Annotated in this window: 1 protein-coding gene and 1 pseudogene; both read left to right on the top strand. The window is 45.7% G+C overall.

The annotated features are described in order from the left end of the window. Positions 1 to 324, top strand: a 324-nt coding sequence (locus RB622_RS30080) for a gliding motility-associated C-terminal domain-containing protein (RefSeq protein WP_308050544.1), incomplete at its 5' end; no start/stop codon positions are given. A 297-nt stretch (positions 325 to 621) separates the two neighbouring features. Next, a pseudogene (locus RB622_RS30075) lies at positions 622 to 1,583 on the top strand (gliding motility-associated C-terminal domain-containing protein); the annotation flags it as partial.

Genomic DNA, 1,583 nt, shown 5'->3' with positions numbered 1-1,583 from the left:
CCAAGCAATACAGTCTGCAAGGACAACTGCCCGATCCTGAAACTGCCCAACGTGATCACACCAAACGGGGATGGCAAAAATGACCTTTTCAAACCATACGACTGCCCGAGTTTTGTCCAGTCGCTTGAATTTAAAGTGTTCAACAGATGGGGAGCAAAAGTGTTTGATACCAAAGATGTAAACATCAACTGGAACGGCCAGACCAACTCGGGAAGCGATCTGGCCGCCGGACAATATTACTACGAAGTCACCGTGTATTTTGAATCCGTGCAGAAAGGCGGGAAACCCGCTCAGTTTAAAGGATGGATACAGCTGCTTAGGTAAGCGCCTTTTTTCTTTCGATAAAACAATAAGCCTGATTCCCAAGAATCGGGCTTATTGTTTTATTATCAATTGGTTAACCACCTACTCCCCTACATATTTTTACCAGCAAACAAACCGACCCATATTAAAATCAATAAATATGTATCTCATCATTTACATTCATACACTATCCACACACATTTTTGAATTAATTTTCGTTGAATACATAAATTCCGGAGCAATCTCTCGTAAATTATTTCTCCGGCGGCAAAAGCCATAAGCTGGCAACCTCTGTCTATTTAAAAAGTCATCATGCACATGCGCTCAACTTTACAGTTTCTATCATTACTGGCTATTAGTTTTTGTCTTTCCATTAATCAACACGCCTTTGCCACACACGCGCGGGCCGGAGAGATAACCGCAAAACGGGCGACCAGTAATCCATTAACCTACGACATTACCTTCACAGGCTACTTTGACGTAACCCCAGGAGGAGGAAAAGATGCCGCCGATCATCAGGATGATGTGAATATGTTTTTTTATACCGGCGCTTCTGATGGTGAGAAACAGATTCCTATCAAAGTGCTCCGTTTAGCGAATATCGAGATTGGCAACAACACCACACGGAATACCTACACAACCCGTTACACTTTTAGATCCGCCGGGAATTGGAACATATCCGTTGCCATTGACAATCGGAATGTCGGCATTTTGAATTTAAGTCCTGCTCCCACAAGTAGTCTTAATTTCTACGTGCATACCACCATCGTCATCAATTCATTTGTAGGTTTAAATCAGACACCCGTTCTCTTAAACGCTCCGATTGATATCGCAGCCGTTGGCCAGCGGTTTATCCACAATCCCGGTGCTTTCGATGCAGACGGGGACAGTATTGCTTACCGCCTTTATACACCACGGCAAAATATCGAAGGTGGTGGATTAGGCACAAACGTTGGTTACAAACACCCTAACCTGGCTTTCCCGCCCGGTTCCACCGAAGTTGGACAAAGCCCGGCTACTTTCAGCATCAACCCCATCACCGGTGATCTGATTTGGGATGCTCCCAATACCAAAGGACTCTACAACGTCGCCTTCGTCGTCGAAGAATGGCGGCAGGGGATCAAAATCGGAGAGATCGTCAGGGATATGCAGATCATTGTCGAAGATGCCAGAAACGACAGGCCCAAGCTTGACCTGCTGCCCGATCTATGCGTCGAGGCCGGGACACTCATCAACCAGACCGTAAAAGCCACCGATAAAAACGGGGATAAACTCACGCT

This window comes from Dyadobacter sp. LHD-138, from assembly GCF_030929615.1.
Classification (GTDB): Bacteria; Bacteroidota; Bacteroidia; order Cytophagales; family Spirosomataceae; genus Dyadobacter.
The sequence above is the reverse complement of the archived record's forward strand: the minus strand, read 5'-3'. Positions and strand labels throughout refer to the sequence as shown.